This window comes from Mesorhizobium sp. B4-1-4 (assembly GCF_006439395.2).
Classification (GTDB): Bacteria; Pseudomonadota; Alphaproteobacteria; order Rhizobiales; family Rhizobiaceae; genus Mesorhizobium.
The window spans coordinates 1,416,849-1,442,313 of record NZ_CP083950.1 but is presented as its reverse complement, the minus strand read 5'-3'; the positions used below and the strand labels follow the sequence as shown (position 1 = coordinate 1,442,313).

29 protein-coding genes are annotated in these 25,465 nt (G+C 62.3%); 10 read left to right on the top strand and 19 right to left on the bottom strand.

Annotated features, from left to right (window positions below):
* The first annotated feature begins 118 nt into the window (after nt 1-118).
* From FJW03_RS06855 to FJW03_RS06845, 3 genes are all read left to right on the top strand, one after another.
* A complete protein-coding gene (locus tag FJW03_RS06855; RefSeq protein ID WP_056562227.1) occupies nt 119-352 on the top strand; it encodes a BolA/IbaG family iron-sulfur metabolism protein in 234 nt (77 codons plus the stop codon).
* A 154-nt stretch (nt 353-506) separates the two neighbouring features.
* Complete coding sequence (grxD, locus tag FJW03_RS06850) at nt 507-842, top strand: Grx4 family monothiol glutaredoxin (protein WP_140609381.1); 336 nt, start codon at nt 507-509, stop codon at nt 840-842.
* Nucleotides 843-1,001: 159 nt separating this feature from the next.
* A complete protein-coding gene (locus tag FJW03_RS06845) occupies nt 1,002-2,270 on the top strand; it encodes a multidrug effflux MFS transporter (protein WP_140762225.1) in 1,269 nt (422 codons plus the stop codon).
* A gap of 71 nt (nt 2,271-2,341) precedes the next feature.
* Here the strand turns inward: FJW03_RS06845 and FJW03_RS06840 are convergent, their stop codons facing one another.
* The 4 genes from FJW03_RS06840 to rpsD form a co-directional block, all read right to left on the bottom strand.
* Entirely contained in the window at nt 2,342-2,575 is a 234-nt protein-coding gene (locus FJW03_RS06840; RefSeq protein WP_226890607.1) for a hypothetical protein, read from the bottom strand.
* Between the two features lie 234 nt (nt 2,576-2,809).
* A complete protein-coding gene (locus tag FJW03_RS06835) occupies nt 2,810-3,637 on the bottom strand; it encodes an inositol monophosphatase family protein (protein WP_140762231.1) in 828 nt (275 codons plus the stop codon).
* Nucleotides 3,627-4,514 carry a tRNA 2-thiocytidine(32) synthetase TtcA gene (gene ttcA, locus FJW03_RS06830; protein WP_140609388.1) on the bottom strand — a complete coding sequence of 296 codons (888 nt, stop codon included), beginning with the start codon at nt 4,512-4,514 and terminating at the stop codon, nt 3,627-3,629. Before ttcA ends, FJW03_RS06835 begins: the two co-directional genes overlap by 11 nt.
* A gap of 134 nt (nt 4,515-4,648) precedes the next feature.
* A complete protein-coding gene (rpsD, locus tag FJW03_RS06825; protein WP_140609390.1) occupies nt 4,649-5,266 on the bottom strand; it encodes a 30S ribosomal protein S4 in 618 nt (205 codons plus the stop codon).
* Between the two features lie 377 nt (nt 5,267-5,643).
* On the opposite strand from rpsD, the gene FJW03_RS06820 reads away from it, so the two are divergent.
* Nucleotides 5,644-5,841, top strand: coding sequence for a hypothetical protein (locus FJW03_RS06820; protein ID WP_140609392.1), 198 nt, complete (start codon nt 5,644-5,646; stop codon nt 5,839-5,841).
* A 97-nt stretch (nt 5,842-5,938) separates the two neighbouring features.
* On the opposite strand, the gene FJW03_RS06815 is transcribed toward FJW03_RS06820, so the two are convergent.
* Nucleotides 5,939-6,127, bottom strand: coding sequence for a DUF3008 family protein (locus FJW03_RS06815; RefSeq protein WP_140609394.1), 189 nt, complete (start codon nt 6,125-6,127; stop codon nt 5,939-5,941).
* Between the two features lie 320 nt (nt 6,128-6,447).
* Here FJW03_RS06815 and FJW03_RS06810 point away from each other — a divergent pair, with 320 nt between their 5' ends.
* Nucleotides 6,448-7,674 carry an RNB domain-containing ribonuclease gene (locus FJW03_RS06810; protein WP_264296517.1) on the top strand — a complete coding sequence of 409 codons (1,227 nt, stop codon included), beginning with the start codon at nt 6,448-6,450 and terminating at the stop codon, nt 7,672-7,674.
* 122 nt (nt 7,675-7,796) lie between these two features.
* On the opposite strand, the gene murI is transcribed toward FJW03_RS06810, so the two are convergent.
* Together murI and FJW03_RS06800 are read right to left on the bottom strand one after the other, a co-directional pair.
* Complete coding sequence (gene murI, locus FJW03_RS06805) at nt 7,797-8,588, bottom strand: glutamate racemase (RefSeq protein WP_140762237.1); 792 nt, start codon at nt 8,586-8,588, stop codon at nt 7,797-7,799.
* Nucleotides 8,581-9,498, bottom strand: coding sequence for an RNA methyltransferase (locus tag FJW03_RS06800; protein ID WP_140762240.1), 918 nt, complete (start codon nt 9,496-9,498; stop codon nt 8,581-8,583). Before FJW03_RS06800 ends, murI begins: the two co-directional genes overlap by 8 nt.
* A 212-nt stretch (nt 9,499-9,710) precedes the next feature.
* Here FJW03_RS06800 and FJW03_RS06795 point away from each other — a divergent pair, with 212 nt between their 5' ends.
* Together FJW03_RS06795 and FJW03_RS06790 are read left to right on the top strand one after the other, a co-directional pair.
* A complete protein-coding gene (locus FJW03_RS06795) occupies nt 9,711-10,922 on the top strand; it encodes an NADP-dependent isocitrate dehydrogenase (RefSeq protein WP_096445278.1) in 1,212 nt (403 codons plus the stop codon).
* An 80-nt stretch (nt 10,923-11,002) separates the two neighbouring features.
* On the top strand, nt 11,003-11,629 hold the full coding sequence (locus FJW03_RS06790) for a glutathione S-transferase family protein (protein ID WP_140762272.1): 627 nt from the start codon (nt 11,003-11,005) through the stop codon (nt 11,627-11,629).
* A 35-nt stretch (nt 11,630-11,664) separates the two neighbouring features.
* Here FJW03_RS06790 and FJW03_RS06785 read toward each other — a convergent pair whose 3' ends face one another.
* The 5 genes from FJW03_RS06785 to recA all read right to left on the bottom strand — a co-directional run bounded on the left by FJW03_RS06785 (nt 11,665) and on the right by recA (nt 17,465).
* Entirely contained in the window at nt 11,665-12,144 is a 480-nt protein-coding gene (locus tag FJW03_RS06785) for a DUF2269 family protein (RefSeq protein ID WP_140762242.1), read from the bottom strand.
* Nucleotides 12,141-12,731, bottom strand: a complete 591-nt coding sequence (locus FJW03_RS06780; RefSeq protein WP_210240578.1) for a DoxX-like family protein — start codon at nt 12,729-12,731, stop codon at nt 12,141-12,143. The genes FJW03_RS06785 and FJW03_RS06780 overlap by 4 nt, the downstream gene beginning before the upstream one ends.
* Nucleotides 12,728-13,435, bottom strand: coding sequence for an NAD(P)H-binding protein (locus tag FJW03_RS06775; protein ID WP_210240579.1), 708 nt, complete (start codon nt 13,433-13,435; stop codon nt 12,728-12,730). The genes FJW03_RS06780 and FJW03_RS06775 overlap by 4 nt, the downstream gene beginning before the upstream one ends.
* A 7-nt stretch (nt 13,436-13,442) precedes the next feature.
* Nucleotides 13,443-16,106, bottom strand: a complete 2,664-nt coding sequence (alaS, locus tag FJW03_RS06770; RefSeq protein ID WP_140762245.1) for an alanine--tRNA ligase — start codon at nt 16,104-16,106, stop codon at nt 13,443-13,445.
* A gap of 261 nt (nt 16,107-16,367) precedes the next feature.
* Nucleotides 16,368-17,465, bottom strand: a complete 1,098-nt coding sequence (gene recA / locus FJW03_RS06765; protein WP_140609410.1) for a recombinase RecA — start codon at nt 17,463-17,465, stop codon at nt 16,368-16,370.
* A 280-nt stretch (nt 17,466-17,745) separates the two neighbouring features.
* Here recA and FJW03_RS06760 point away from each other — a divergent pair, with 280 nt between their 5' ends.
* Together FJW03_RS06760 and FJW03_RS06755 are read left to right on the top strand one after the other, a co-directional pair.
* Nucleotides 17,746-18,690 (top strand): carbohydrate kinase family protein, encoded by a 945-nt coding sequence (locus FJW03_RS06760; RefSeq protein WP_140609412.1) that lies wholly within the window; start codon nt 17,746-17,748, stop codon nt 18,688-18,690.
* A gap of 71 nt (nt 18,691-18,761) precedes the next feature.
* Nucleotides 18,762-19,679: a pseudouridine-5'-phosphate glycosidase gene (locus FJW03_RS06755; protein WP_140762248.1), complete on the top strand. Its 918-nt coding sequence runs from the start codon at nt 18,762-18,764 to the stop codon at nt 19,677-19,679.
* Between the two features lie 101 nt (nt 19,680-19,780).
* On the opposite strand, the gene FJW03_RS06750 is transcribed toward FJW03_RS06755, so the two are convergent.
* On the bottom strand, nt 19,781-20,104 hold the full coding sequence (locus FJW03_RS06750) for a TfoX/Sxy family protein (RefSeq protein ID WP_140609417.1): 324 nt from the start codon (nt 20,102-20,104) through the stop codon (nt 19,781-19,783).
* Between the two features lie 88 nt (nt 20,105-20,192).
* Here FJW03_RS06750 and FJW03_RS06745 point away from each other — a divergent pair, with 88 nt between their 5' ends.
* Complete coding sequence (locus FJW03_RS06745) at nt 20,193-20,690, top strand: GFA family protein (protein WP_140609419.1); 498 nt, start codon at nt 20,193-20,195, stop codon at nt 20,688-20,690.
* 182 nt (nt 20,691-20,872) lie between these two features.
* Here FJW03_RS06745 and sufA read toward each other — a convergent pair whose 3' ends face one another.
* From sufA to FJW03_RS06715, 6 genes are all read right to left on the bottom strand, one after another.
* Nucleotides 20,873-21,253, bottom strand: a complete 381-nt coding sequence (sufA, locus tag FJW03_RS06740) for a Fe-S cluster assembly scaffold SufA (RefSeq protein WP_140609421.1) — start codon at nt 21,251-21,253, stop codon at nt 20,873-20,875.
* A 101-nt stretch (nt 21,254-21,354) separates the two neighbouring features.
* Nucleotides 21,355-21,747, bottom strand: coding sequence for an SUF system Fe-S cluster assembly protein (locus FJW03_RS06735; protein WP_140609423.1), 393 nt, complete (start codon nt 21,745-21,747; stop codon nt 21,355-21,357).
* Between the two features lie 5 nt (nt 21,748-21,752).
* Complete coding sequence (locus FJW03_RS06730) at nt 21,753-22,994, bottom strand: cysteine desulfurase (RefSeq protein WP_140609561.1); 1,242 nt, start codon at nt 22,992-22,994, stop codon at nt 21,753-21,755.
* Nucleotides 22,995-23,098: 104 nt separating this feature from the next.
* On the bottom strand, nt 23,099-24,367 hold the full coding sequence (gene sufD / locus FJW03_RS06725) for a Fe-S cluster assembly protein SufD (protein WP_140609425.1): 1,269 nt from the start codon (nt 24,365-24,367) through the stop codon (nt 23,099-23,101).
* Nucleotides 24,368-24,386: 19 nt separating this feature from the next.
* Nucleotides 24,387-25,142: a Fe-S cluster assembly ATPase SufC gene (gene sufC / locus FJW03_RS06720; RefSeq protein ID WP_140609427.1), complete on the bottom strand. Its 756-nt coding sequence runs from the start codon at nt 25,140-25,142 to the stop codon at nt 24,387-24,389.
* Nucleotides 25,135-25,422 (bottom strand): hypothetical protein, encoded by a 288-nt coding sequence (locus FJW03_RS06715; RefSeq protein ID WP_140609429.1) that lies wholly within the window; start codon nt 25,420-25,422, stop codon nt 25,135-25,137. Before FJW03_RS06715 ends, sufC begins: the two co-directional genes overlap by 8 nt.
* Nucleotides 25,423-25,465: the final 43 nt, after the last annotated feature.

Here is a 25,465-nt window from a genome sequence, read left to right as displayed (position 1 = left end):
CAATCGCTCCGATGGTGGACGGAACGGCTTCAATCCCGGCTGGAAAGGCTTTAGGTTTACCCCGACTCTCATCGCACTAGCGGCACGCCGCCGCCCGCCCGAAACAGGAAATTCTGCAATGGCAATGGACGCCCGCGACATCGAAAAACTGATCAAGGACGGCATTCCGGACGCCCGCGTGACGATCCGAGACCTCGCCGGCGATGGCGACCATTACGCGGCCGAAGTCGTGGCCGAGAGCTTTCGCGGCAAGAGCCGCGTCCAGCAGCACCAGATGGTCTATGACGCGCTGAAGGGCAATATGGGCGGCGTGCTGCACGCCCTTGCGCTGCAGACCAGCGTTCCCGACTGAGGACCAGCCAACTCGACCCCCGCTTGGCCCAAAACGGCCCATCCTTTGCGCCATTTCGGCCGTGGCATGGCTAAAGTCTTGTTTCGGGCACCCTATGGGTTTATTTGAAGGACATGTTTCGAGCCTGACTCCCACAGGCGGGAAAGGATTTTCTATGAGCGGTATCAACGACTACATCGACAATGAAGTGAAGGGCAACGACGTCGTCCTTTTCATGAAGGGCACCCCCGGTTTTCCGCAGTGCGGATTCTCCGGTCAGGTCGTGCAGATCCTCGACTATATCGGCGCCGACTATAAAGGCGTGAACGTGCTGGACTCAGCCGAACTGCGCCAGGGCATCAAGGATTATTCCAACTGGCCGACCATCCCTCAGCTCTACGTCAAGGGCGAGTTCGTCGGCGGTTGCGACATTGTGCGCGAGATGTTCCAGGCCGGCGAGTTGCAGGACTTCCTGGTCGAAAAGGGCGTCAGCGTCAAAGGCGCCGCCTGATTTCGGTTTCGGGCATGTCGTAACGACTGCGCTGAGCACCGGGGCTGCCCCACCTCAGCAATTTTTTCGTCCTGACGCCATATATCCCTAACGTCGGGACCAAGACGAGCCAATGCGCCGGCCCGCCGGCGCGTTTTCGTTTGAGAGATCGGACTTGCCGTGGACCAGCAATCGATAGCGCCGCAACGGGCAACCATTTTGCCCATCCCGCGCTGGGAGTTCATTGCGCTGTGCGCGGCGCTGATGGCGCTCAATTCACTGGCCATCGACATCATGCTGCCGGCGCTGCAGCAGATCGGCGCCTCGCTCGGCGTCGAGAATGAAAACCACCGGCAATATGTCGTCACCGCCTATATTCTGGGCTTTGGCGGCGGCCAGCTCTTCTTCGGCCCGATCTCGGACCGTTACGGACGCCGCTCGCCACTCGTCGCCGGCCTGATCATCTACGTGGCGGCGGCCGCCGCGGCCGCCATTGCACCAAGTTTTGAAACCCTTCTGCTTTGCCGCGCCGTGCAGGGTATTGGCGCGGCGGCGACGCGCGTCATCGCGGTCTCGATCGTACGCGACACATTCGATGGCCGCCGCATGGCCGAAGTGATGTCGCTGATCTTCATGGTGTTCATGGCGATACCGGTCATTGCTCCCGGCATCGGTCAGTTCATCATGCTATTCGCGACCTGGCATTGGATCTTCGTCACCATGGCTATCGGTGCCCTGATCGTCTCGGCATGGTCGCTGCTGCGTCTGCCCGAGACGCTGCATCCCGAATATCGCCGGCCACTGACGGCCTCCTCCATCCTCGGCGGCTTCCGCATCGTACTCACCAACCGCATCGCGCTCTGCTACGCCTTTGCCAGCACTTTCATTTTCGGCGCCATGTTCGGCTTCATCGCCTCGGCGCAGCAGATCTACGTCAACATCTTCAACGTCGGCGAAATGTTCCCGGTGATCTTCGCCGGGGTCGCCGGCGTGCTCGCCTTCTCCAACTACCTTAACTCGCGTCTCGTCGGTCGGATCGGCATGCGCCGACTATCGCAGAGCGCGCTGCTGCTGTTTCTGGTCATCAGCCTGGCGTGGCTGGTCGTTTCGCTGGAAACGAAGATGCCGCTTTGGCTGTTCATCACCTTCTTTGCCGGCGCCATGCTTCCGTTCGGTGCGCTTGGCGCCAATTTCAACGCGCTGGCCATGGAGCCGCTCGGTCAATTGGCCGGCACGGCGTCGTCAATCCTGGGTTTCATGCAGACTTTTCTCGGCGGCATTCTCGGCACGCTGATCGGCCAGGCTTTCAACGGAACGGTGACGCCGCTTGCCGCCGGCTTCTGCAGCGTCTCGGTCGCGGCACTGTTGATGATTCTTCTTGCCGAGCGCGGCAAGATGTTCCAGCCGCACAACCCGCCCGTTTCAGGGCACGTCACCGACCTGCACTGAATTGTCGTTTTGCGCGTGTCGTTGTCCCAACCACGGCACGCTCTGGGCGACACGCTCTCGAGCGAGGTGCATCAGGATGAGCCTACAAGGGCCGCCGTGAAGCGAGGGGCAAGCATGCGGCCTGCGATTGCCCCGCCCATGCTGTCTGAAACGGGCAATGGCAAGGCCTTGTCGAGAGCCTCGAGAATGGAAGCGACGAAGGCACGGCTGAGCGCGTCGTCGCTTCCCAGCTTGGAATAGGTGGCGCGAGGTTTGCCAAGCAGCGTACCGTTTCGGCGAAGCGAAAACCGCAACGTCAGGGACATGCCTGCTGTTCCAGGCGGCGGCTGCCAACAAGCGAAGATCGCGGCGGACATCTCCTTTATCGTATCGACAGGAGAGGGGCTGCGGCATGGGCGCTCCTGCGCTCTCGCCTGGTTCGAGCCAACAACCAAGGTGATGGCGAGGGCTGCTGCAATCGTGGACCGAGACTTCATTTACGGAACCCTCTCGATTGGATGAGATTGCATCAATCTTGCGGTCGCACAACCCGCTCGATCCTACTCCGCCCAGAGCTCGCGGCGCAGCTCCTGCCAGCTTTCCTTGTCCGGCGCTACCAGCAGGCCGCCGCCGACATGCGCCGGCAGATAGGCACTGCCGTCGAAGCGCGCGGCATGGCCACCGGCTTCTGCGTGGATCAGCACGCCGGCGAGATGATCCCAGGGCATCAGCTTGTTGAAGACGACGAAATGGCCATGGCCGCTTGCCAGCAAGCGGTATTCATGCGCGGCGCAGCGATAGTTGAATTGCGACAGCGTGTTGGTCTGGTTGCAGGCCAGCCGCGTGCGCTCGGGCTCCGCCATGTACTGCCAGGAGACCGCGCCTGTCATCTGTGAAATCGGCGCGGGCGCGGCAACCCGCACTTTCTCCAGCGCGCCGTGTGCGTGGCGGATGTGGCTGCCGGAGCCCCTGGCGCCGATCAGCCAGTCCTTGCCGACGGGATCGTGGATGATGCCGGCGACCGTCTCGCCCTTGACGACGACGCCAAGCATCACGCCGAACAGCGGCACGCCGGATGCGAAGTTGAACGTGCCGTCGACCGGGTCGATGACGAAAGCCAGGTCGGCTTCTCCCAGACCATCAAGCAGCGCCGGATTGTCGGAACAGGCTTCCTCGCCGACAACCATGGCGGAGGGGTAATGGCTGCGCAGCCGGGCCGTGATGAGCCGCTCCGCATTCACGTCCGCTTCCGTCACCAGATCGGCTGCCGAGGTCTTCTGTCTGATGTCGCCGTCGCCCAGCCGGCGAAAGCGGGGCATGATTTCGATGTCGGCCGCCTCGGCCAGCAAGCTGGCCAGCCAGTCGATCGCGTTATCATCAAATGTCATCGGAAGCGTCTTGTCCTGTGATGAGGGTTTGGTTCAGAGCGGCGAAATCGAAAAGGTTCCTGTCAAGGAGATGCGACGGCCTGGTGTTGGACAGCGCGCGGATCATCGTGTCCTTGCGCCCAGGCATGCGTCTTTCTATATCCTCCAGCATCGCCTTCATGGCATTGCGCTGGAGGCCTTCCTGGCTGCCGCAGAGGTCACAGGGAATGATCGGAAACCGCATCGCCGCTGCGAATTTCTCGAGATCTGCTTCGGCGCAATAGCTCAGCGGCCGCAGCACCATGACGTCGCCTTCGTCGTTGAGCAGTTTTGGCGGCATGGCGGCAAGCCGGCCGCCATGGAACAGGTTCATGAAGAAGGTTTCGAGGATGTCCTCTCGGTGATGGCCGAGCACCAGCGCCGAGCATCCCTCCTCGCGTGCGATGCGGTAGAGATGACCGCGCCGCAGCCGCGAGCAGAGCGAGCAATAGGTGCTGCCTTGCGGCAGCTTATCGGTGACGACTGAATAGGTGTCCCGGTATTCGATGCGGTGCGCGATACCGTTGGCGTCGAGATAATCGGGCAGGATGTGCTTGGGAAAATTCGGCTGGCCCTGGTCGAGATTGCAGGCCAGCAGTTCGACCGGCAGCAGGCCACGCCATTTGAGATCGAGCAGCATTGCGAGCAGACCGTAGGAATCCTTGCCGCCCGACAGTGCAACCAGCCAGCGCTGGCCCGGCTTGACCATCGAGAAATCCTCGATCGCCTGGCGGGTCAGCCGCAGCAGCCGCTTGCGCAATTTGTTGAATTCGACCGAGGACGGCACATCGGCGAACAACGGATGGGAGCCGCCCTCGGCGATCGGTTCAAGCGTCTCGATGTCTGGCTGCATGTTCATGGCGCGGCGGCCCCGGATGTGACTTTCGCCCGGATTAGCGCATCGGTTGGAAAATCGAAACGCCAAAGCGAATGCGCGAACAAAAAGGCCGCCTCGAGGGGCGGCCTTTCGATGGTATGGCAAAAGATGTTCGCTTAGCGCGAGTAGAATTCGACGACCAGGTTCGGCTCCATCTGGACGGCGAACGGAACGTCCGACAGGCCCGGGATACGCCCGAAGGTCGCGACCATCTTGTTATGATCGACCTCGATGTAATCAGGCACATCGCGCTCGGCGAGTGCGACCGATTCCAGAACGATCACCAGTTGCTTCGACTTCTCGCGCACTTCGACGACGTCGCCCGGCTTGCAGCGATACGAGCCGATGTTGACGCGCTTGCCGTTGACGTTGATGTGGCCATGGTTGACGAACTGACGGGCGGCAAAAATGGTCGGCACGAACTTGGCGCGGTAGACGACCGCGTCGAGACGCGACTCGAGCAGGCCGATCAGGTTCTCCGAAGTGTCGCCCTTGCGGCGGTCGGCCTCTTCGTAGACCTTGCGGAACTGCTTTTCCGAAACGTCGCCATAGTGACCCTTCAGCTTCTGCTTGGCGCGCAGCTGCAGGCCGAAATCGGAAAGCTTGCCCTTGCGGCGCTGGCCATGCTGGCCGGGGCCGTATTCACGCTTGTTGACCGGGGACTTCGGGCGGCCCCAGATATTTTCGCCAAGACGGCGGTCGATCTTGTATTTCGCGGATTCGCGCTTGCTCATCGCATTCCCTTTTCAAAACAACACACCCGGCACCTCATGGTCCGGGTGAAGGAAACGCGCCCTCCTCTGGCCTCCGTTTTCGAGACCTGACAGGGTTTTCCCACGCAACGCGGCGGAAAACCCACGGGACACGTCAGTTCAAACAAGACCAGAGACAACCGGGGTAACTGATCTTGCGTATACAAAACAAACACCGGACATCGCTGCCCGGCGTTGGCGGCTGGTTAAACCGAGATTTAACCGGTGTCAAGCTTATGACTGGTGCCGGGCAAAACAACGATATAGCGTTTCGCGCGTTGATGCAGTGCCGGATGTGGCGGGAGGTTGTTGCGCCAACGGCACCAGGAAGGGACTGGAGCGAGAGGAGCGCAATTCTTATGAAGAAGTTATTCCTTACCCTGGCAGGCGCCGCGGTACTTGCAGGTTCGATGGCGGTGGCGCCGGAACCGGCAATGGCCCGCCACTGGCACGGGCATAAACAGGTCTGCCGCGTCATCGTGAAAAAGAGGGTGGTGTGGCGGCATGGTCACCGCCGGGTGATCGTCGAAAGAGTGCGGCGCTGCCACCGTTGGTAATCTAGGCGGGAATTTCAGCCTCTGATATGAAGCCCGCAGTTGCGCTGCGGGCTTTCGTTTGTTCGGCGCTACGTCTTCAAACGCAGCCGACAGGATTTCAGTCTTTCGATTTCTTCTCGGGAAGTCCCTTGCGCTTCGTCTCGGCGAACTCCTCGAGCTGCTTCTCGCTCATGGAATCGTACATTCCCTTGGAAGCGCCCTTGAGTTCGCTCTTTTTCGTCTCGCCGCGCTTGGCGGAGAGTGCGGCTCCGGCGGCTTTCTGTTGGGCTTTCGAGGTGGCTGGCATGGCCGTTCTCCTTTGCTGTCAGGAGAAAACGCCGAGCCTCCGGCCTCAGTTCCAGCAGCAGAGGCCCGGTTCCACGTCCGCTGCTGCCAGGCCGGCAGCCGGCCGGCTTTGGCAATTTCCCTGGCGGCCTTCCCGTGTCCAGAGCTCCCGTGTAGGACGGCTGGATGAAATCTCTGACAGATCCCCCTCAAGCTCTTTCCACCGGCCTGGCGAAAATCCGCGACGAACTCCACGTGCCGAATGGATTTCCGGCTGACGTATTGGCAGCGGCGCAGGCGGCGGCCAGGCGTGTGCCGAACCAGCATGCCGATCGAACGGCGATGCCGTTCGTCACGCTCGATCCGGCTGCCTCCACCGATCTTGACCAGGCGTTCTCGATCGAGGTGAGCGGCAGTGATCTTCTGCTGCAGTATGCCATTGCCGACGTGGCTTGGTTCGTCGCGGACGGCGACGCAATAGATCTCGAAGCCTGGACGCGGGGCGAGACGCTGTACTTGCCGGACGGCAAGGCCGGACTCTACCCGCCGATAATTGCCGAGGGGGCGGCGAGTCTGCTGTCGGATGGACCACGCCCAGCGGTCGTCTTCACCGTTCGGGTTGCCGAGGATGGCGCGGCGGCATTGGACGGCGCGGAGCGGTCGATCATTCAAAGCCGCGCTAAGCTCGCCTATGAAAGTGTGCAGTCTTCCGATCTCCCGTTCGGCTTCGCCGAGCTGGCGCGGCGCATGGCGATGAACGAGAAGCGTCGTGGCGCTTCGCGCGTCGACCCTCCCGAGCAAGAGGTTGAAAGGCTGGCAGACGGCACATTCCGGCTTTCATTCAGACCTCTGCTCCAATCCGAACAAGACAATGCCGCGCTTTCGCTGGCGACCAACATGGCGATTGCCGACGCCATGCTTGCGCACCATACCGGGTTGTTCCGGGTGATGTCGGAGCCGGACGCCTTCAAGGTGAAAAGACTGCGCAACGCCGCACAGGCCCTCGGCCTGTCTTGGCCAGACTCCACCAGCTTGCGGGACTATCAGCAAACCCTCGATCCCAGCGATCCGCAACAGGCGGCGCTAATGCTGGAAATCCGACATGCTAGCCCCGGCGCGTCATACCAGCCCTACCAGGAGGGCATTGTCCCCTGGCATGAGGCAATGGCCGCAACCTATGCCCATGCAACCGCGCCACTCAGGCGATTGGCCGATCGCTATGTCGTGCGCTGCGCACTGGCCATCGCAAACGGCCAGCCCGTGCCGCAGGCCGTCATTGATGCGTTCGCCAGATTGCCGAAGGTGATGGGACGTGCGGATAGCCGCGCTTCGCAGATCAACCATGCGGCCATCGACCTTGCGGAGGCGGTAATGCTGAAGGGACGCGAGGGGGAAACGTTCAAAGCCGTTGTCACCGACTTCGTCGACCACGGCGTGCGCGTTCAGCTTTCCGATATGCCTGTCGTTGCGATCGTAAAGGCCACTGGGATCAAACAGGGCGACGGTCTTACGCTGAGGCTGGTCCTGGCCGACCCGGACCGACGCAGCATCGTGTTCGAACCTGTTTGAGCGGCGAACGTTTCCACCACCTAGAGCGGTTCAGCGTTCGATAGAGTCGTTGACCCGCTCTAGCCCTTTGTTTTTACGCAATCCCGGACGGAAAACCGCTACGCACTTTTCCTGGAATTGCTCTAGTGGCGGACGGATAATCCAAAGCCCTGCATCAGCCGGCTGACGGCGAAATCCGCCTTGCCGGAGGTGAATACTGCGATATCGGGCTCGCCTTGCGGCGGCGATCCATCGAGAGGCGGCAACAGCGAAAGGGCTCGCCGGGCAATCGCTTCGGCCGGATCGATCCAGTCGACCGGCCAGGGTGCGGTCTTGCGCATGCGGTTGACCAGAAAGGGGTAGTGTGTGCAGGCCAGCACCACGATATCGGTCCTGAGACCGTCATGTTCCATGAAGCAGGGCGCGATCTCGGCGCGTACGGCCTCCTCGTCGACAAAGCCCTCGCGCATATAGACTTCGGCAAGCCCCGCCAGCCTGTCGCTGCCGACCAGGCGAACATGGCATTTCTGCGCCCATTTGCTGATCAGGTCGCGTGTGTATTGCCGCTTCACGGTGCCCGGCGTCGCCAGTACCGAGACCAGACCCGAACGCGTGCGCTCGGCCGCCGGCTTGACCGCCGGCACGGTGCCGACAAAGGGATGGTCAGGAAATCTGTCGCGTAGCGCATCGATCACCAGCGTCGAGGCGGTGTTGCAGGCGATGACGGAAATTGCCGGCGCAAAGCGGTCGAGCAGCTTGGCGAAGAGATTGAGTATGTGGGTCCGCAGCGCCGGCTCTTCCCAAGCACCGAAAGGAAAGGCCGCATCGTCCGCGACATAGATGAAGCGCCGGTCCGGCATCAGGACGCGCGCCTCGCGCAGCACTGTCAGCCCGCCGACGCCGGAATCGAACATCAGGATCGGCCGCTCAGTCATTGTCGGTTGCCTTGCCGCCCAGCGGCGGTTTGTCGTTGTCGTCGCCATTGGCGTCAGGCGGGCGATCAACCTCCGCCTTGCGTGCACGCGCGGCGGCGGCCGGCAATCGTCTCGGATCATCGCCGGGAGAGCCGTCGCCGCGCGGCATGGCCGGCGAAAACCTGTCGAGGGAGGAAATGATGCCGCGCAGCACTTTCAGTTCCGGCTCGGCAAAGCCGGCCCGCGTCAGCACGGCGCGCAGATTGTCGACCATCTTCGGCTTCTTCGGCGCGGGGCGGAAGTAGCCGCGTGCTTCGAGCGCGCCCTCCAGATAGGCGAACAGGCCATGCAGCTCTTCCTTGCTTGCCGGCTTCATGTCTGGACCCGCAAAATTGGTTTTGGTCTCGTCTTCCAGGCCGGACTTCATCCACTCGTAGGACATCAGCAGGGCCGCCTGGGCGATGTTGAGCGAGGAGAAATCAGGATCGACCGGGAAGGTGACGATCTCGTCGGCGAGGCCAACCTCGTCATTGTAGAGGCCGAAGCGCTCGCGGCCGAACAGGATGCCGGTGCGCTGCCCCATTCCGTGACGGGCGCGTAGCACCCTGCCCGCCTCCACCGGCCCGCGCACGGCTTTGAAGCCATCGCGCTGCCTGGCCGTGGTTGCGAAAACAAAGTTCAGGTCGGCAAGCGCCGAGGCCAGATCGTCGAACACGGTGACGGCATCGATGACATGGTCGGCGCGGCTGGCGGCGGCGCGCGCCTTCTCGCTCGGCCAGCCGTCGCGCGGGTTGACCAGGCGCAGTTCGACCAAGCCGAAATTGGCCATGGCGCGGGCGACCATGCCGATATTCTCGCCGAGCTGCGGCTCGACGAGGATGATCGCTGGACCGGCGGCTGAAGCGTTATCGGGATCTTTGGTGACGGGCATGATTGTCAATGAACTGCTGTTTGCGGCATTTCAGCGTCCCCTGCCATATTCGGCCGCGAAAATGAAGCATTCGCAAATGGCGACCACCCAGGCTCCAATTCGTGACCGATCGCCGTTTGCGCGGCCAAAAGCGCTTTGATATACGGGCGGCATCCCCGGCCGAATGCCATGCTGGCAAGGCCGTTCATTCCCAGCAACGAGGCATTCTTTCCATGGCGAAGATCAAGGTGGCGAACCCGGTCGTCGAACTCGACGGCGACGAGATGACCCGCATCATCTGGCAGTTCATCAAGGACAAGCTGATCCACCCTTATCTCGACCTCAAGCTCGAATATTACGACCTCGGCATCGAGCACCGCGACGCCACCAACGACCAGGTGACCATCGATTCGGCCAATGCCATCAAGAAATACGGCGTCGGCGTAAAATGCGCGACGATCACCCCCGACGAACAGCGCGTCGAGGAATTCAAGCTGAAGAAGATGTGGAAGTCGCCGAACGGCACCATCCGCAACATCCTCGGCGGCACCATCTTCCGCGAGCCGATCATCATGAAGAACGTGCCGCGCCTGGTGCCCGGCTGGACCAAGCCGATCATCGTCGGCCGCCATGCCTTCGGCGACCAATACCGCGCCACCGATTTCCGCTTTCCCGGCAAGGGCAAGCTGACGATCAAGTTCGTCGGCGAGGACGGACAGGTGATCGAGCATGACGTGTTCGACGCGCCCGGTGCCGGCGTCGCCATGGCCATGTACAATCTCGACGAGTCGATCCGCGAATTCGCCCGCGCCTCGCTGAATTACGGCCTGCTGCGCAACTACCCGGTCTATCTGTCGACCAAGAACACCATCCTCAAGGCCTATGACGGCCGCTTCAAGGACATCTTCCAGGAGGTCTACGAGGCCGAATTCGAGGCCGAGTTCAAGGCGAAGAAGCTATGGTACGAACACCGCCTGATCGACGACATGGTGGCCTCGAGCCTGAAATGGTCGGGCGGCTATGTCTGGGCCTGCAAGAACTATGACGGCGACGTGCAGTCCGACACGGTCGCGCAGGGTTTCGGGTCGCTTGGCCTGATGACCTCGGTGCTGATGACGCCGGACGGCAAGACAGTCGAAGCGGAAGCCGCGCACGGCACCGTCACCCGCCACTACCGCCAGCATCAGAAGGGCGAGGAAACGTCGACCAATTCGATCGCCTCGATTTTTGCTTGGACGCGCGGTCTCGCGCACCGCGCCAAGCTCGACGACAACGCCGAACTGAAGCGTTTTGCCGAGACGCTGGAAAAGGTCTGCATCCAGACCGTCGAGTCCGGTTTCATGACCAAGGACCTGTCGCTGCTGATCGGCCCCGACCAGCCCTGGCTCTCGACCACCGGCTTCCTCGACAAGATCGACGAGAATTTACAGAAGGCGATGGCGTAACCCCGAATTTCGGCATGCCGAAGGCTCCGAAAGGAGGCTTCGCTTTTTGGGCCAACGAGAGCAAAGCGATGGCTGGCAGCGTGACCAAACCGGTGCTCTACGGCGCGGATTACAGCGTTTACGTACGCATCGCACGGATGGCGCTGGAGGAGAAGGGTATCGACTACGAGCTCGTACCGCTCGACATCTTCGCCGCTGACGGCATTCCGGCGTGGTTTCTCGAACGCCATCCGTTCGGCCGCATTCCGGCTTTCGAGCACGATGGTTTCCGTCTCTTCGAGACCAGTGCGATCGCGCGCTATGTCGACGAGGCGTTCGACGGTCCGGCGCTTCAGCCGGCGAATGCGCGCGGCCGCGCCAGGATGGGCCAGATCATCGGCATGCTTGATGCTTATGGTTACAAATCGATGGTGTGGGACGTCGCCGTCGAGCGGCTGGAGAAGGAGCGACCGGACGAATCTTTGATCGCTAGCGGTTTGCGCCAAGCAGAAACCGTGCTCACAGTGCTGACCTCCCTCAAGGCCCAAAGATCCTGGCTGCTTGGCGAGCAGCTGACGCTGGCCGATCTGCACGCGGCGCCGATTATCGGCTATTTCGTCAAGGTTGCCGACGGGCGCGAGCTGCTGGCGCGGTTTGCTGACATAAGCGACTGGTATGCGCGCATCGCCGCTCGCCCGAGCTTTGCCAAAACCGAGAAGGTCGGTTAGCACCAAGCCTGGAGGCCACGCTCAGGAGCGGGAGGCTACAATCTGATCTCGGGCCGTGTCACCATCAGCCAGAGGATTGCAAGCACCGCGGCAAAGGCTGGAAAACCGCAGACGAACCAGATGCGGAAGAGGCGCTTTTCCTCGTCCGGCAACGGCGCGTTTTCACGTGCCGCCTGCCGAGCCAGATCACGTATGCGCAACTGTATCCAGACAACCGGCAGCCAGAACGCGCCGGTTACGACATAGAGCAGCAAGGAAAGCACGATCCAGCCCTGCGACAGCGGCCACCCGATCTCGCGGGCCAGAAGCGCGCCGGTGATTGGCTGGACCACAACAGCCGTGGCGGTGAAGATGGCATCGGCGATGACGACGGTGCCTGCGACATGGGCGACGATCTCGGGCCGGCCGGTACGCTGCGCCATGAGCATGAAGAAGGCAATTCCAGCGCCAGTGCCGAACAGCACCGTTGCACCGATGACATGCACCCAGCGCAGAATGTCGGCCCAGAGGTTCATCGCTCTTCCAGGATCGCCAGCGCCACCAGGACGAGGCAGAGCGCGGGTACGGTCTTGACCAACGGTCCGAGCGGATCGAGCCAGATATCGGGAGCAAGCACGGTCGCTGCGCCAAGATAAACCAAGGTGATGGCAATCATCGCCATCAGCCCCGCCCGAGCCAGCCAACGTACCAAAACGGCGGCGCCGACCAGGATGTCGGCGACGCTTCCGGCGAGAACCATCCAGAGCGCAAGAGCGGGCGACAGGCCGCGCGATGCCAGAATGTCCGCAGCTGCATCCTGTCTGATGAAGCCGACGATGCCGGAGGCCAACCAGAACATCGACAGGACGGCAAACACGACCGGTTTCAGCAGCCACAGGCGCGCAAACCACCTCTCCTGAACATGTGCGGGCATTGCCGCCAGCGTAGCTTCCAGCGACTGCGGCGGACGGCCGGTAATTTCGGTCCAGGCCTTGGCGTTGCCGGTAACGCCTTGCTTCAGCGCGGCAAGTGCCGCACTGCGCAAGGGAGACCGCCACCCGAGAGCGCCAAGTCCATCGGCGATGCCGCTGGCGAGCCTCCCGACGATTGCCGGCACCGTCACGACCGGCGCCTTGGGCAGGCCGAGCCAAGCACGAAACTCAAGCAGGACGTCGGCAAGAGGCCTGGCCCGTTGCTCGACCGATCGATAATCTGCCCGCATGCCAGACGTCCGGCGACCGCACGCGATACCGCCTCGGCGACATCCGTTACCGATACGGTCTGGATCGGCCGATCCGCCAACGTTACGGGGATAATTGCTGGACTCGCGGCAAGCGCGCGCAACAAAGCCGTCCCGCCATAGGCGGCGGGCGCGATGACCAGACCGGGCCGCAGGATCGTCCAGTTCAGAGACGACGAAGCGACGGCGCGGTCACCTTCCGCCTTGGTCCGGAAAAAGGTGCTGTCGGAAGCGATATCTGCGCCAATCGCGGAAATCTGTACCAATTGGTTCACACCCACCTGTTCACAGGCGGCGATGAGCGCGGCGACCGAACGCCGGTGGATCGCATCCAGCTGATCACGAGGACCATCCTGCAAAGCGCCTGCGGCGTTCACCACCACTTCCACGCCGGCAAGCAGGGGAATCCAGTCGGCCGCTGAGAGCAGTCGCGACATATCCGCCGCGATCCACTGGACGCGGGGTCTGCGGCGCCGCGCCTGTCCGATATCGCGGCCCAGGCCGAGTAGGTGGTGGCCGTCTTGAAGCAACCGTTCAAGGACGGCCTCTCCGATCAGTCCGTAGCCGCCTAGAACGAGGACGTTCATCGGACTTTCATGCTGCTTCGAGCGCCGCCCTCACCGCCGCGATCGCGTCATTGGCCTTCGACGCGTCCGGGCCGCCAGCCTGCGCCATATCAGGCCGGCCGCCACCGCCCTGCCCGCCCAATGCGGCGGACGCCACGCGCACCAGGTCTACGGCGCTGAAGCGGCCGACGAGGTCATCGGTCACGGCGACGACGACGCTCGCCTTGTTGTCCTCGCTGGCGCCGACAAAGACGACGACGCCGGAGCCGAGCGAGGTCTTGCCGGCATCGGCCAGCGGCTTCAGATCCTTCGGCGAAACACCGGAGACCGCCTTGCCGAGGAAGCCGACGCCCGCCACCACTTCGTTTTCAGCTGGCGCACCAGCCCCCGCACCGCCCAGCGCCAGTTTCTTGCGCGCTTCGGTCAGTTCCTTCTCGAGCTTCTTGCGCTCTTCGAGCAAAGCCTCGACACGCGCCGGCACGTCGGCCGGTGAAATCTTCAGGGTCGCCGCAGCCGTCTTAAGGCGCCGATCCTGCTCGTCGAGATGCTTACGCGCGGCTTCGCCGGTCAGCGCCTCTATCCGGCGCACACCGGCGGCGACCGCGCTGTCCGAGACGATGCGCACAAGGCCGATATCGCCGGTCGCCCTGACATGGGTGCCGCCGCAAAGCTCGACCGAATAGGGCCGGTTGGCCTTGGCGCCATGCAGTCCAGTGCCCATCGACACGACGCGCACCTCGTCGCCGTACTTCTCGCCGAACAGCGCCATGGCGCCCTCGGCAATGGCGTCGTCGACCGACATCAGCCGCGTGGTCACCGGGCTGTTCTGCACGACGATCTCGTTGGCCATGCGCTCGACTTCTTCGAGTTCCTCGGCCGAGATCGGCTTGTTGTGCGAGATGTCGAAGCGCAGCCGCTCGGGCGCGACCAACGAGCCCTTCTGGGCGACATGGGTGCCCAGCACTTCGCGCAACGCCTCATGGATGAGATGCGTCGCCGAATGGTTCGCGCGCAACCTGGAGCGCCTGTTATGGTCGACCTTCAGCTCGACGGCGGCGCCCGTCTTGACCGTGCCGTTAATCACCTTGCCGATATGCACGAACAGCCCATCCGCCTTCTTCTGCGTGTCGGAGACCTCCATCGAGAACCCCTCGCCCGAAATGACGCCGGTGTCGCCCATCTGGCCGCCGGATTCGGCATAGAACGGCGTCTGGTTGACAACCACGGCAACAGCTTCACCCTTGCCGGCGCTGTCCACGGTCTTGCCTTCCCTGACCAGCGCCTGGACGAGACCTTCCGCTTGCTCTGTCTCATAGCCGAGGAATTCGGTGGCGCCGGTCTTCTCGCGGATCGGGAACCAGACCGTCTCGGTCGCGGCCTCGCCGGAGCCTGCCCAGTGAGCGCGCGCCTCGGTCCTCTGCCGTTCCATCGCGTCGGTGAAGCCGGCAAGATCGACCGAGATGTTGCGCTGCCGCAGCGCGTCCTGCGTCAGGTCGAGCGGGAAGCCATAGGTGTCATAAAGTTTGAACGCAGTCTCGCCGTCCAGCATGTCGCCGGCATGGAGCTTTTCCGTCGCCTCCGACAGCAGGCCAAGGCCGCGCACCAGCGTCTTGCGGAAGCGGGTTTCCTCGAGTTTCAGGGTTTCGGTAATCATCTCTTCGCCGCGCACCAGCTCGGGATAGGCCTGGCCCATCTCGCGCACCAGCGCCGGCATCAGCTTCCACATCAGCGGATCGCGGGCGCCGAGCAACTGCGCATGGCGCATGGCGCGGCGCATGATGCGGCGCAGCACATAACCGCGGCCTTCGTTCGACGGCAGCACGCCGTCGGCCACCAGGAAGGAGGACGAGCGCAGGTGATCCGCAATGACGCGGTAGGACGCCACCGTTTCCGCGCCAGGCGCCCGCCCAAGCGCGGACGACGCCGCATCGATCAGGTGGCGGAACAGGTCGGTCTCGAAGACGCTTTCCACCCCTTGCAGGATGGAGGCCATGCGCTCCAGGCCCATGCCGGTGTCGATCGACGGGCGCGGCAGGTCGATGCGCTGCTCCTTCGTCACCTGTTCATACTGCATGAACACCAGGTTCCAGAATTCGAGAAACCGGTCGCCGTCTTCCTCAGGACTGCCGGGAGGTCCACCCCAGATGTGCTCGCCACGATCGATGAAGATTTCCGAGCACGGCCCGCAGGGACCGGTGTCGCCCATCGCCCAGAAATTGTCCGAGGTCGCGATGCGGATGATGCGATCGTCCGAGAAACCGGCAATCTTCTTCCAGAAGCCGGCCGCCTCGTCGTCGGTGTGATAGACGGTGACCAGCAGCTTGTCCTTCTTCAGCCCGAACTCCCGGGTGATCAGGTTCCAGGCAAGCTCGATGGCGCGCTCCTTGAAATAGTCGCCGAAGGAGAAATTGCCGAGCATCTCGAAGAAGGTGAGATGGCGCGCGGTGTAGCCGACATTGTCGAGGTCATTGTGCTTGCCGCCGGCGCGAACGCTCTTCTGGGCGGTGGTGGCGCGCGAATAAGTCCGCTTCTCCAAACCGGTGAAGACGTTCTTGAACTGCACCATGCCGGCATTGGTGAACATCAAGGTCGGATCGTTGCGCGGCACGAGTGGGCTCGAGGCCACGACCTCATGGCCCTCCTTGCGGAAATAGTCGAGAAATGTCGACCGGATCTCGTTCACGCCACTCATGACTGCTGCCTTTTCGCGAAAACCGCCGGCACAGCCGGCGGAAACTGGTCTCTGCGTCTTAGAAAATAGACTTGGCCTTTTAGCGGGCACGCCCGACCCTGTCCAGAAACACGGAATTGGGCCAATCCAGGAGCTTACCGGTCTGCCGAAAACGAAAACCGCCGGCTCGAAGGCCGGCGGTTTGGAACGCGGTATTAAAGAACTCGGTTACTTAAGCATCAGGTGATAGGCTGAATTTATGGCCGAACTCTGGCCATTGCCCTACATCGCGCCGGCTTCGTCCTCAAAACCGTCTTCGCCACCTTCAGAACCGCCATTTTCAAGGAATTTCTCGGCGATCAATCCGGCGTTCTGCCTGAGCGCCAGTTCGATCTCGCGCGCGGTGTCGGGATTGTCGCGCAGGAACAGTTTTGCATTCTCGCGGCCCTGGCCGAGGCGCTGCGAATTGTAGGAGAACCAGGCGCCCGACTTCTCGACCACACCAGCCTTGACGCCAAGATCGACCAGTTCGCCGGTCTTGGACACGCCTTCGCCGTACATGATATCGAACTCGACCACTTTGAAGGGCGGCGCCAGCTTGTTCTTGACCACCTTGACGCGGGTCTGGTTGCCGACGACCTCGTCGCGGTCCTTGACCGAGCCGATGCGGCGGATGTCGAGGCGCACCGATGCATAGAATTTCAAAGCGTTGCCGCCCGTGGTGGTTTCGGGCGAACCGAACATGACGCCGATCTTCATGCGGATCTGATTGATGAAGATGACCATGGTGTTGGAACGTGAGATCGAAGCGGTCAGCTTGCGCAGCGCCTGGCTCATCAGCCGGGCCTGCAGGCCGGGCAGCGAATCGCCCATCTCGCCTTCGATTTCGGCACGCGGCGTCAGCGCTGCCACCGAATCGACCACCAGCACGTCGATGGCGCCGGAGCGCACCAACGTGTCGCAGATCTCCAGTGCCTGCTCGCCGGTGTCGGGCTGTGAAATCAGGAGGTTTTCGAGATCGACGCCGAGCTTGCGGGCATAGACAGGATCGAGCGCGTGCTCGGCATCGACGAAGGCGCAGATGCCGCCCTTCTTCTGGGCTTCAGCCACGGTGTGCAGGGCCAGCGTCGTCTTGCCAGAGCTTTCCGGCCCGTAGATCTCGATGATGCGGCCGCGCGGCAGGCCGCCGACGCCGAGCGCGATGTCGAGGCCGAGCGACCCGGTCGGCACTGTTTCGATCTCGACGACCTGCTCGTTGGCGCCGAGCCGCATGATCGAGCCCTTGCCGAAAGCCCGCTCGATTTGCGACAGCGCCGCATCCAGAGCCTTTGATTTGTCCACTGCCTTATCCTCTACAAGCCGCAAAGTATTCTGAGCCATGATACATCACCCCTTGGTCGTCAATGAAGGCCGGACAATCCGCAATCCCTGTCATTTTGTACCTTTTTTGTTCTCATTTGGCAAGGGGAGACAACCAACTGAAAAACAAGAGATATCCTGATCTGTTCTTTTTTTGTCTCGCAGACCGAGGCAGCGATGTCCTCGCATTGGGCCAGACGGCTCGATTGTATCGATCCGCCGAATCGCTGCCTTGCATGCGAAGCTCTGTCGCGCAGTGTAGCGCTTGTGTGGCGCCAATAACAAAGGTCATATCGCCGCCATGGTGAAATCCGCGAAGATACTGGCCGTGGGCGGCGCCCATATCGATCGGCGTGGCCAGGTGGCCGGTCCGTACGTGCCAGCGGCGTCCAATCCCGGCACAATGCGCGAGGATGTCGGCGGCGGCGTATTCAACGCGTTGCGCAGCACGGTGCGCCGAGGTGTCTCGGCTTCGCTGCTGTCGGTGCGCGGCGGCGATGCCGCGGGCGATACCGTGTCACGCGGTATAGCGGAAGCCGGCATTAAAGACCTGTCGGCAGTGTTCCTCGATCGCACCACGCCGAGCTACACGGCGCTGATTGACCGCGAGGGCGAGTTGATCGTCGGCTTTGCCGACATGGTGCTTTATGATCTGGCCTTCCCCAAGCAGATCAGGCGCTCCAAGATGCGGGAGGTGGTCGCCGACGCCGACGCCATCCTGTGCGACGCCAATCTGCCGGCGTCGGCTCTGGAGCGGCTGGTCTCGCTCGCCGCCGGCAAACCGGTTTTCGCCATTGCCATTTCGCCGGCCAAGGTGACGCGGCTGATACCGGTGCTCGGCGAACTGGCGCAACTCTTCATGAACCGGCGAGAGGCCGTTGTACTGGCTGGCGTCAATTCGAGTGCCTCCGAGCGAGAGATGATCGACGGGTTGCGATGCAACGGCCTTGCCAGTGGCGTGGTCACGGCAGGCAGCGCGCCGGTGCTGGGCTTCGATGAAGCAGGCGCGTTTTCGATCCTGCCGCCTGCCCCGAGGAAAGTCGCCGATGTCACCGGCGCCGGCGACGCGCTGGCGGGTGCGACGGTCGCGGCGCTGTTGCGCGGTCTGCCACTGCGCCAGGCCTTGCGCGAAGGCGTCGCGGCGGCAACGCTGGCCATCGAAAGCGCCAACGCCGTGCCAGAATTCACCGCGGCGAGCTTCGCGGAAGCACTGGCCCTTGTGCCGGATGCGCGGGAAATGGCATGAGACCGGCAAATTCACAGCGCCGCAGGGATGTTTACGCGTCCTGATGGATGCGCCGCGATTGGAGATTCGAGATGACCCCAGAGAGCGCCCACCCCTTCATCGATGTCCATGCTCCCGTGGCGCAAGCCCTGGCTGCCGGGCGTCCCGTGGTGGCGCTGGAAAGCACCATCATCACCCATGGCATGCCCTACCCCGACAACGGTGCCATGGCGGCCAATGTCGAAAAGATCATCAGCGATGGCGGTGCCGTGCCCGCCACGATCGCCGTGGTTGGCGGCCGCATCAAGATCGGTCTTTCCGACGGCGAGCGTGAATCGCTGGCCATGACCGGCGATGCGATGAAGCTGTCGCGCGCCGACCTCGGCTTTGCAGTGGCGCAAGGGCGCACCGGCGGCACCACGGTCGCCGCGACCATGATCGCGGCGCATATGGTGGGGATAAAAGTGTTCGCCACCGGCGGCATTGGCGGCGTGCACAAAGGTGCGGAAAAGAGTTTCGACATTTCCGCCGATCTCGATGAACTGGCGCGCACACCGGTCATCGTCGTCTCGGCCGGCGCCAAGGCCATCCTCGATATCGAAAAAACGCTTGAGGTGCTGGAAACGCGCGGCGTGCCCGTGGTTGGCCATGGCTGCGAGACAATGCCGGCCTTCTGGTCGCGGCAATCGCCGTTCCGCGCGCCGTTGACCTTGCACAAACCGGAAGACATCGCGCATTTCTACAAGACGCGGGCAGCGCTCGGTCTCGGCGGCGGCGTGCTGATCGCCAACCCGGTGCCCGAAAACCATGAAATCTCGGCGGAAGAGATGGCCGGCTATATCGAAGCAGCACAGAAGGCCGCCGAGGCGCTCAACGTGAGCGGCAAGGCGGTGACGCCGTTCCTGCTGGGAAAAATCCTGGAACTGACCGGCGGCCGGAGCCTGAAGACCAACATCGCGCTGGTCGAGAACAATGCAAGATTGGCGGCGAAGATCGCCAAGGCGCTGTAGGGTTCAAATGTGAGGCGGTGCAAGAATTAACTTATCAGCCGAGTTCCCGCCCCCCCTCTGCGCCTCGACATGTCCGAGAAAGCCTGCACTGCCGCAACGTGCTACTTGCCCGCGCGCCGCCCGGCCTCATAGGCTCGCCGGGCCCAGACAGTCATTTCGTCCGGGTCATCAAAAGCGCTGTCGGGAATGCTCCAATAAGGCATGGCGACCAGCTTGCCGTGGCGCGAACCGGTATAGGTCCACTGCCGGCAACCGGCGGCTTCGAAATCGGGCGCGCTTTGCTCGTCGGCCTTGAGCAGCAATTCGCCGCGCAGCACGATGGCGACGATCACACCATCGAAATAGATGCCCTTGCCGCCGAACAGCCTGCGGATGCTGACCGGGCCAAGGCCTTCGAACAGTTCGGCGATGCGTTCATTGTCCATGCCGCGATCATGTCATCGGCATTTGACATTGTCATCGCGCAACCAAATCATGCTGACGGGCTGGGAACATTTCGTCGGAGTTTTTATCATGCCGGTTCTGCTCAAGGGATCCTGCCGCTGCAATGCCGTGCGTTTCGAGGTGGAAAGCCATACGCCCGTGCCGTTCATGCTCTGCTACTGCTCGATCTGCCGCAAGCAGCAAGGCGGCGGCGGGTTCGCCATCAATCTCGGCGCCGACTACAAAACGCTCAACATCAGGGGCAAGAGGAGCCTCGGCGTCTATCGGGCCGAGATCGAGGATGACGAGCATTTGCAATGCGAAATCTCGACGGGGGAACGCAATTTCTGCCGCAAATGCGGATCGGCGTTGTGGCTCTACGATCCGACATGGCCGGATCTGGTGCATCCCTTCGCCTCGGCGATCGACAGCGACCTGCCGAAACCACCTGAGAAGGTGCACCTGATGCTGAAATACAAGGCGAGCTGGGTAGAGCCTGATGTCGGCAAGGGCGACAAGACGTTCGACATCTATCCCGAGGAATCGATCGCCGACTGGCACAAGCGGGTGGGGATGTGGGTTGCGTAACGTTCTTCGCCCATTTACCGGGCGAAGATGCCGGCAGGCAGACTGCGCAAATGTTGGAGAGGCTGGCGCTGCCCCTCATCCGGCCTTCGGGCCCTTCGTCATTCGAAAAGCCAAGCAATTGGCTTTTCGCCCGCTGCGCGGACCACTCCTCACCTCCCCGTAAATGGGGCGAAGGAAGTGCTTTAGGCGGAGGCGCGCGCCTCTGCCAGCGCCTTCAGGTCGGCCGGCTTCAGCTCGACCGATTCGCCGCAGCCACAGGCCGAGCTCTGGTTCGGATTGTGGAAGGTGAAGCCGGTGCGCAAAGTCGTCTGCTCGAAATCCATCTGCGTGCCGAACAGGAACAGCGCCGCTTCCGGCGCGACATAGACGTGTGCGCCGTCGCGCTCGATGTGGTCGTCCTTGGCGTTGGGCTCGGTCACCAGATCGATCGTGTATTCCATGCCGGCGCAGCCGCCCTTCTTGATGCCGAGGCGGATGCCATGCGCCTTCTCGCGTGTGGCGACGATCTCGCGCACCCGCTCGGCGGCCTTTTCGGTCATGGTGATGACGGCAAAGCGTCCCATTCTTTTTCCTTCTCCATTCCGTGCAGGTTCAAGGTCTGCCGAATGATTCTCACCTAAAATGGTGAAGTTTTATCCATGGTGCAAGTGTGCCAAGCTCAACGCTAGTACCAGCCAACCGCGACCTGCGCCTCTTCCGACATGCGGTCGGGCGTCCATGGCGGGTCGAAGGTCATGTTGACTTCGACGCCTGATACGCCTTCGACGGCGCCGACGGCGTTTTCCACCCAACCGGGCATTTCGCCGGCCACCGGGCAGCCGGGGGCGGTCAGCGTCATGTCGATCTTGACCGAGCGGTCGTCCTCGATGTCGATCTTGTAGACGAGGCCGAGCTCGTAAATGTCGGCCGGGATTTCCGGGTCGTAGACGGTCTTCAGCGCCGAGACGATGTCGTCGGTCAGCCGCGCCAGTTCGTCGGCGGGAATGGCCGTGGCGGAGACGACGCCATTGACGCCGGCTTCCGGCGCGGCCTCTGTGGCTGTGCTGATATCTTCCATGGTCGTCACCCGAAAAACTTGCGCGCTTTTTCAAGCGCCTCGGCCAAAGCGTCGACTTCGGCCCTGGTATTATACATGCCGAACGATGCCCTGCATGTGGAGGTTACGCCAAAGCGTTTCAACAGCGGCTGGGCGCAATGCGTACCGGCGCGCACTGCCACACCCTGCCTGTCTATCACCATCGACACGTCATGGGCGTGAATGCCCTGCAATTCGAAGGAGATGATGGCGCCCTTGCCCGGCGCGTCGCCGAAGATGCGCAGCGAATTGATGGCGCGCAGCCGTTCATGGGCATAGTTCTTGAGGTCTTGCTCATGCGCCGCGATGCGTTCCCGACCGACAGAGTCCATGTAGTCGAGCGCAGCACCCAGCCCGATCGCCTGCACAATCGGCGGCGTGCCGGCCTCAAAACGATGCGGCGGCTCGTTGTAGGTGACGATGTCTTCCGTCACCTCCTCGATCATTTCGCCACCGCCCATGAAGGGGCGCATACCCCCGAGAATGTCCTTCTTGCCGTAGAGAACGCCGATGCCCGAGGGGCCATAGACCTTGTGGCCGGTGAAGACGAAGAAGTCGCAATCCAGGTCCTGCACGTCGATCGGCATATGCACGGCGCTCTGGCTGCCGTCGACGAGCACTGGAATGCCCCGCGCATGCGCGATGCGCACGATCTCCTTGATCGGCGTCACCGTGCCCAACGCATTCGACATCTGCGTGATGGCGACAAGCTTTGTCCTGTTAGTCAGCCGCTTTTCGAATTCCTCGATGTGGAAGACACCGAGATCGTCGACCGGCATCCAGACCAGCCTGGCGCCCTGCCGTTCGCGGATGAAATGCCAGGGAACGATGTTGGAATGATGCTCCATGATCGACAGCACGATTTCGTCGCCCTCGCCGATATTGGGCATGCCATAGCCATAAGCCACCGTGTTGATCGCCGAGGTCGTATTCGAGGTGAAGACGATGTTGTCGGTGCTTGGCGCATTGAGGAAACGGCGCACCGTCTCACGCGCCTTTTCATAGGCGTCGGTCGCGGCGTTGGACAGGAAATGCAGGCCGCGATGGACGTTGGCGTATTCCTGGGAATAGGCGTGCTGGATCGTGTCCAGCACCACCTGCGGCTTCTGCGCCGAGGCGCCATTGTCGAGATAGACAAGAGGCTTGCCATAGACTTGCCGCGACAGGATCGGAAAGTCGCGGCGGATCGCCTCGACGTCGTAGGGGATGGTTTCGACTTTCTGGTCCATCATAAGCTCTTCCGAGGCATCGCCTCATTCCGTCCAGCACCTCTCATCCGTCTCGGCGCTTCGCGCCAATCCACCTTCTCCCACAAAGGGGGAAGGAAGAGTGCTTACCCGTGTGTCACGAACCATTCATCGAGCCGCGCTTCCAGCGCCTCGACGATCGTCTCGTCATCCATCTCCTCGATCACCTCGGCGACGAACGCTTTCACCAGAAGGCCCCGTGCGGTCTTCTCGTCGACGCCGCGCGCCATCAGGTAGAACAGATGGTCGTGGTCGATCTCGGTGACCGTCGCGCCGTGGCCGCAGACGACGTCGTCGGCGAAGATTTCGAGTTCGGGCTTGGTCGAGAACTCGCCATCGTCCGACAGAAGCAGCGTGTTGCAGGCCATCTTGGCGTTGGTCTTCTGCGCATATTGATGGACGTTGATGCGGCCCTGGAAGACACCGCGCGCTTTGCCGGTGACGACATTGCGGATCACTTCCGTCGATGTCGTATGCGGGACTGCGTGGTCGAGCACCATCGTCACATCGGTGTGTGTGTCGCCCGCCAACAGATTGATGCCACGCAACTTGAAGTCGGCGCCCTCGCCGGTGGTCTTGATCACGATCTCCTGGCGCACCAATCTGCCGCCGGCGTTCATGACGAACAGCGTCAGCTTCGCGTTCTTGCCGATATGGGCCTTGAACTGCGCCAGATGCGTGGCCGTGTCCGGCTGCTCCTGCACGATCAGCCAGGTCACCTCGGCGCCCTCGCCGAGCACGAGCTGGCTCACCGAGCTGACCAGCGCCACGCCCTCACCTGCCTGACGCTCGACTATAACTGCCTTGCCGCCAGCGCCGACGCGTACAGGTAAACGCACATGGGTCTGGCCGCCTGCCTGCAAATTCTGCAATTCGAGCGGCTTTTCCAGCTCGGCGCCGTCGGCAATATCGATGAAATAACCGTCGGCGACAAAGGCCGTGTTCAGCGCGCCGATAGCGTCGTCGCTGCCATAGGGAGCGAGGCCCGGCGCAATGCTACCGTCGGTCAGCTTTTCCGATAGGCGTTGCACGCTGACGCCCTCGACGACGGGCGCCTTGGCGCTCGACGCGCCGTTCAGCATGGCCAGAACCGTCGAGCCTTCAACGATTGGCGCAATGGCTTTCGCCGCGGCGGCCGGATCGAAATCCGGAACCGTGTTCAACAACCGGCGCAGATCGGTGTAGTGCCAGGATTCGACGCGCCGCGTCGGCAGGCCGTGCTTGATCGCCTCGATGGCGTCGTCGCGCTTCAGCATCACTGCGCCGTCACCCGGCAGCAGCGACAGCCGATCGCCGAACGCGTCGATCAACGCTGTCTCGGCCGGTGTCCGCTGCGGTTGTGCGTGCATGTTCATCAGTCTTGCCTCCGCCATTTCACGCGGCTTCGCCGATCACGCCGGCATAGCCGTTGGCTTCGAGGTCGAGCGCCAGCGACTTGTCGCCCGACTTGATGACCTGGCCTTTGTAGAGCACGTGTACGCTGTCGGGCACGATGTGCTCGAGCAGACGCTGGTAGTGGGTGATGACCAGGAAGGCCCGGTCGGGCGAACGCAGCGCGTTGACGCCGTCGGACACGATCTTCAGCGCATCGATGTCAAGGCCGGAATCGGTCTCGTCGAGCACGCAGAGTTTCGGCTCCAGAAGCTTCATCTGCAGGATCTCGGCGCGCTTCTTCTCGCCGCCGGAGAAACCGACGTTGAGCGGCCGCTTCAGCATGTTGATGTCCATGTTGAGCGAGGCGGCGGCTTCCTTCACGCGCTTGAGAAATTCCGGGATCTTCAGCGGCTCCTCGCCGCGCGCCTTGCGCTGCTCGTTCATCGCCACCTTCAGGAATTCCATGGTCGCCACGCCCGGTATCTCCATGGGATACTGGAAGGCGAGGAAGATTCCGGAAGTAGCGCGCTCGGCCGGATCCATTTCGAGGATCGACTGGCCGTTGTAGAGGATGTCGCCCTCCGTCACCTCATAGTCCTCTCGCCCCGCCAGGATGTAGGACAGCGTCGATTTGCCCGAGCCGTTCGGGCCCATGATGGCGGCGACCTCGCCGGCTTTCACCGTCAGGTTCAAGCCGCGGATGATTTCGGTGCCGTCATCGACGATGCGGGCATGCAGGTTCTTGATCTCAAGCATTGTTCTTTTCTCTGAAATAGTCGTCGTAAGTGATGGAGTAATCGGTGTGACGGCGCTGCAGCGCCTTGAACCACCAGAAGGACAGGCCGAAGGCGATAGCGAAGACGGCGAGGCCGACATAGAGGTTGACGAAGGCGGCCAGCAGGATGCCGGCAAATGCCGAGACGACGGTCGCCCCGGCATACTTCGCCATGGCGATGTTGCCCTCGCGGCGAACAGCCCAAAGTCGCCGCCAGCGGACGGCAAACCAGATGTCCTCTCTGAGAATGGGCGCGCTCATCGATATCACCCAGCACCGCCATCGACTTTGTGCTGCCCCATTG

What these genes read in the sequence shown, in the direction of transcription:
- murI (WP_140762237.1), bottom strand. Translation starts at nt 8,588, where the DNA reads ATGACTGAGCGGCCGATCCTGATGTTCGATTCCGGCGTCGGCGGGCTG.
- sufC (WP_140609427.1), bottom strand. Translation starts at nt 25,142, where the DNA reads ATGCTTGAGATCAAGAACCTGCATGCCCGCATCGTCGATGACGGCACC.
- FJW03_RS06815 (WP_140609394.1), bottom strand. Translation starts at nt 6,127, where the DNA reads ATGCCAGCCACCTCGAAAGCCCAACAGAAAGCCGCCGGAGCCGCACTC.
- FJW03_RS06835 (WP_140762231.1), bottom strand. Translation starts at nt 3,637, where the DNA reads ATGACATTTGATGATAACGCGATCGACTGGCTGGCCAGCTTGCTGGCC.
- FJW03_RS06820 (WP_140609392.1), top strand. Translation starts at nt 5,644, where the DNA reads ATGAAGAAGTTATTCCTTACCCTGGCAGGCGCCGCGGTACTTGCAGGT.
- FJW03_RS06755 (WP_140762248.1), top strand. Translation starts at nt 18,762, where the DNA reads ATGACCCCAGAGAGCGCCCACCCCTTCATCGATGTCCATGCTCCCGTG.
- recA (WP_140609410.1), bottom strand. Translation starts at nt 17,465, where the DNA reads ATGGCTCAGAATACTTTGCGGCTTGTAGAGGATAAGGCAGTGGACAAA.
- sufA (WP_140609421.1), bottom strand. Translation starts at nt 21,253, where the DNA reads ATGGGACGCTTTGCCGTCATCACCATGACCGAAAAGGCCGCCGAGCGG.
- ttcA (WP_140609388.1), bottom strand. Translation starts at nt 4,514, where the DNA reads ATGAACATGCAGCCAGACATCGAGACGCTTGAACCGATCGCCGAGGGC.
- FJW03_RS06855 (WP_056562227.1), top strand. Translation starts at nt 119, where the DNA reads ATGGCAATGGACGCCCGCGACATCGAAAAACTGATCAAGGACGGCATT.
- FJW03_RS06760 (WP_140609412.1), top strand. Translation starts at nt 17,746, where the DNA reads ATGGTGAAATCCGCGAAGATACTGGCCGTGGGCGGCGCCCATATCGAT.
- FJW03_RS06795 (WP_096445278.1), top strand. Translation starts at nt 9,711, where the DNA reads ATGGCGAAGATCAAGGTGGCGAACCCGGTCGTCGAACTCGACGGCGAC.
- FJW03_RS06800 (WP_140762240.1), bottom strand. Translation starts at nt 9,498, where the DNA reads ATGCCCGTCACCAAAGATCCCGATAACGCTTCAGCCGCCGGTCCAGCG.
- grxD (WP_140609381.1), top strand. Translation starts at nt 507, where the DNA reads ATGAGCGGTATCAACGACTACATCGACAATGAAGTGAAGGGCAACGAC.
- FJW03_RS06730 (WP_140609561.1), bottom strand. Translation starts at nt 22,994, where the DNA reads ATGGACCAGAAAGTCGAAACCATCCCCTACGACGTCGAGGCGATCCGC.
- alaS (WP_140762245.1), bottom strand. Translation starts at nt 16,106, where the DNA reads ATGAGTGGCGTGAACGAGATCCGGTCGACATTTCTCGACTATTTCCGC.
- FJW03_RS06715 (WP_140609429.1), bottom strand. Translation starts at nt 25,422, where the DNA reads ATGAGCGCGCCCATTCTCAGAGAGGACATCTGGTTTGCCGTCCGCTGG.
- FJW03_RS06750 (WP_140609417.1), bottom strand. Translation starts at nt 20,104, where the DNA reads ATGGACAATGAACGCATCGCCGAACTGTTCGAAGGCCTTGGCCCGGTC.
- FJW03_RS06810 (WP_264296517.1), top strand. Translation starts at nt 6,448, where the DNA reads ATGCCGTTCGTCACGCTCGATCCGGCTGCCTCCACCGATCTTGACCAG.
- FJW03_RS06735 (WP_140609423.1), bottom strand. Translation starts at nt 21,747, where the DNA reads ATGGAAGATATCAGCACAGCCACAGAGGCCGCGCCGGAAGCCGGCGTC.
- FJW03_RS06745 (WP_140609419.1), top strand. Translation starts at nt 20,193, where the DNA reads ATGCCGGTTCTGCTCAAGGGATCCTGCCGCTGCAATGCCGTGCGTTTC.
- FJW03_RS06775 (WP_210240579.1), bottom strand. Translation starts at nt 13,435, where the DNA reads ATGAACGTCCTCGTTCTAGGCGGCTACGGACTGATCGGAGAGGCCGTC.
- FJW03_RS06840 (WP_226890607.1), bottom strand. Translation starts at nt 2,575, where the DNA reads ATGTCCCTGACGTTGCGGTTTTCGCTTCGCCGAAACGGTACGCTGCTT.
- sufD (WP_140609425.1), bottom strand. Translation starts at nt 24,367, where the DNA reads ATGAACATGCACGCACAACCGCAGCGGACACCGGCCGAGACAGCGTTG.
- FJW03_RS06785 (WP_140762242.1), bottom strand. Translation starts at nt 12,144, where the DNA reads ATGAACCTCTGGGCCGACATTCTGCGCTGGGTGCATGTCATCGGTGCA.
- rpsD (WP_140609390.1), bottom strand. Translation starts at nt 5,266, where the DNA reads ATGAGCAAGCGCGAATCCGCGAAATACAAGATCGACCGCCGTCTTGGC.